The organism is Chamaesiphon sp. OTE_20_metabat_361, from assembly GCF_031364565.1.
Genome location: NZ_JANLWO010000323.1, coordinates 1 through 2,468, shown reverse-complemented (window position 1 = coordinate 2,468; position 2,468 = coordinate 1). Strand labels below are relative to the sequence as shown.

Here is a 2,468-nt window from a genome sequence, read left to right as displayed (position 1 = left end):
GAGCTAGATGCTGGGCCGATTATCGAGCAGGATGTGGTGAGAGTTACCCACCGCGATGATGTGGACGATTTGATTAGGAAGGGCAAGGATCTCGAACGGATCGTGCTGGCGCGGGCGGTACGACACCACCTTCAAAATCGGGTATTGGTATATGGCAATAAAACCGTAGTGTTCGATTAGAGTGAGCAACATTTAAATATCGCTTCATAATGCCTGAAACCTAGCTGGTGGGCAGTGCCCACCCTACATTATCTATTATATTATCGGCCTTTTACCTCTTACCTTTTACCTTTTACCCTTTACCTCTTACCTTTTACCTCTTACCCGATTGTTGCAGCCACTAAGTCCAAATTCATCGGTTTCCAAGGTTGGGGTTCGATCGCTTGAGTAGCTAGAGACTTGGCGGCGAGAGAGTTCTGGAACTCTTTGACTGTGCCTTCCGTATGCAACAGCGACACTAGCAAACCCTCGAACTTGATATCGCCCCCAGCGGCTGTCGGTAAGACAAACTGAGGCTTGAGCAATTCGCACAGGGATAGCGTCGTCGCTCGACCTTTGATGACGGCACCGAGTAATGGTAGCTTGAGATCGATCAGTGGTGTAATGATGACATCGATCGCGGGTTCATTGGCGAGTGCTGGTGAGTGGTTGCCGTGGGGTTCGTAATACAGGCTCTGTTCGCCGCGAATGATATAAGCATTTTCAACTGTGGTGGGGCCGACTGGAGATCCGGGCATTGCTTTGATTTCGATGTCGGCAAATCGGTAACTTTCACCATGAGCGAGGGTTGTAATTTGCTCGTAGCCTAAGTTCTGGATTAATTGAGTCGCATTGGGCGAGCAGACGATCGGGATCGATCGATCTAAAATGGCTAAAGTCGGAGGATGAGCGTGATCGGGTAATCCTTGGGAGATCAAGATCAGATCGATATTTTCGGGCAGCGCTCGATCGACTGTTTTGGTACCATGAAACAACCAGGACTGGTTTCCAAAGATCAGATCGCCCACAATCCAAGGATCTAATAAAATTGTTTTGCCGCACAGTTCGATGAGCCAAGAGTTGTTATCCAGCCAAGTGAGTTGCATAAAAATTTTAGATCTGACACTATTGTTTATATAATTTAACACTGTGCCGATCGAGATTGCCATGGGCTAGAAGTCTTCGGTGCGTTATCCTGCACAAGTAACACACCCTACCTGCTACATTATTATTATTCTGATGACGATCGAACAACCAGCGACATCGGCTTTACCATTACCGCCAGGAAAATCTGGCTTACCTTGGATTGGCGAAACGATCGCCTTTTTGACCGATCCGGATTTTGCCAATAAGCGCCGCCAACAGTATGGAGCGATCTTTCGGACGCATCTTGTCGGGCGTCCAACGGTGGTGATGAGCGGTGCGGTGGCAAATAAATTTATTTTAGCCACTAACTTTGATAAGTTTTCCTGGCGCGATGGTTGGCCGGATAATTTTAAGGAATTATTGGGAGCGTCGTTATTTTTGCAAGAGGGAGCCGAGCATCAGCGCAATCGGAAGTTATTGATGCCCGCTTTTCATGGCAAGGCATTGACGAACTATGTTGCGACGATGACCGAAATTACCGATCGATATCTGACTAAATGGGAGCAAATCGGCGATTTAACTTGGTTTCCCGAACTCAAAAATCTCACCTTTGAAATTGCCAGCGTATTACTGATTGGCAGCGAACCAGGTGCGGAAACGACTGAGTTGAGTCGGTTATTCACCGAGCTGACAAATGGCTTATTTACGATCCCGCTCAATTGGAGTTATACGACCTACGGACGGGCGATCGCAGCGCGTGACAAATTGCTAGCCCACATCGAGCAAGTTGTCCTAGAGCGGCAGCAACAGCCCACTCAGGACGCGTTGGGATTGCTAGTCCAAAGTCAGGATGAGGAGGGCAATCGGTTGAGTGTTGCCGAACTCAAAGTTCAGGCGTTGCTATTACTATTTGCTGGACATGAGACGACAACTTCGCTGGTTGCCTCGCTCTGTCTGGCATTAGCCCAACATCCCAAAATTTTAGCTATGGCCAGAGCAGAACAGGAGCAAATCGGGCGAGGTACACCGATCTCGATCGATAGTCTAAAGCAGATGACTTATCTCGATCGAGTATTGCGAGAAGTCGAGCGGATGTATCCACCTATTGGCGGTGGTTTTCGGGGAGTGGTAAAAGAGTTTGAATTTAACGGCTATCGGGTGCCGCAGGGTTGGCAAGTACTGTATCGGATTCCCGAGGCACATTTCGATCCGCAAGTTTATCCCGAGCCGAATATCTTCGATCCGGAGCGGTTTAATCCCGATCGTTATGAATACAAGCCTTCAGATTATACATTCGCTACTTATGGCGGTGGCTCGCGGATCTGTATCGGCATGGCATTCGCCCAGATGGAGCTGAAAATTATTGCCGCGATGTTATTGCGCCGCAATCGCTGGGAATTAGT

General features: G+C 48.5%; 2 protein-coding genes and 1 pseudogene. 2 read left to right on the top strand and 1 reads right to left on the bottom strand.

What is annotated here, in order from left to right; translation table 11 throughout:
• Window positions 1-180, top strand: a pseudogene (locus RMO35_RS09645) (formyltetrahydrofolate deformylase); the annotation flags it as partial.
• Between the two features lie 140 nt (window positions 181-320).
• Here the strand turns inward: RMO35_RS09645 and RMO35_RS09640 are convergent.
• The gene (locus RMO35_RS09640) at window positions 321-1,085 is read right to left on the bottom strand and encodes an MBL fold metallo-hydrolase (RefSeq protein WP_309740646.1); all 765 of its coding nucleotides are present in this window, start codon (window positions 1,083-1,085) and stop codon (window positions 321-323) included.
• A 133-nt stretch (window positions 1,086-1,218) separates the two neighbouring features.
• Between RMO35_RS09640 and RMO35_RS09635 the strand changes: the two genes are divergently transcribed.
• The coding region (locus tag RMO35_RS09635) for a cytochrome P450 (protein ID WP_309740644.1) at window positions 1,219-2,468 on the top strand (1,250 nt) is incomplete at its 3' end.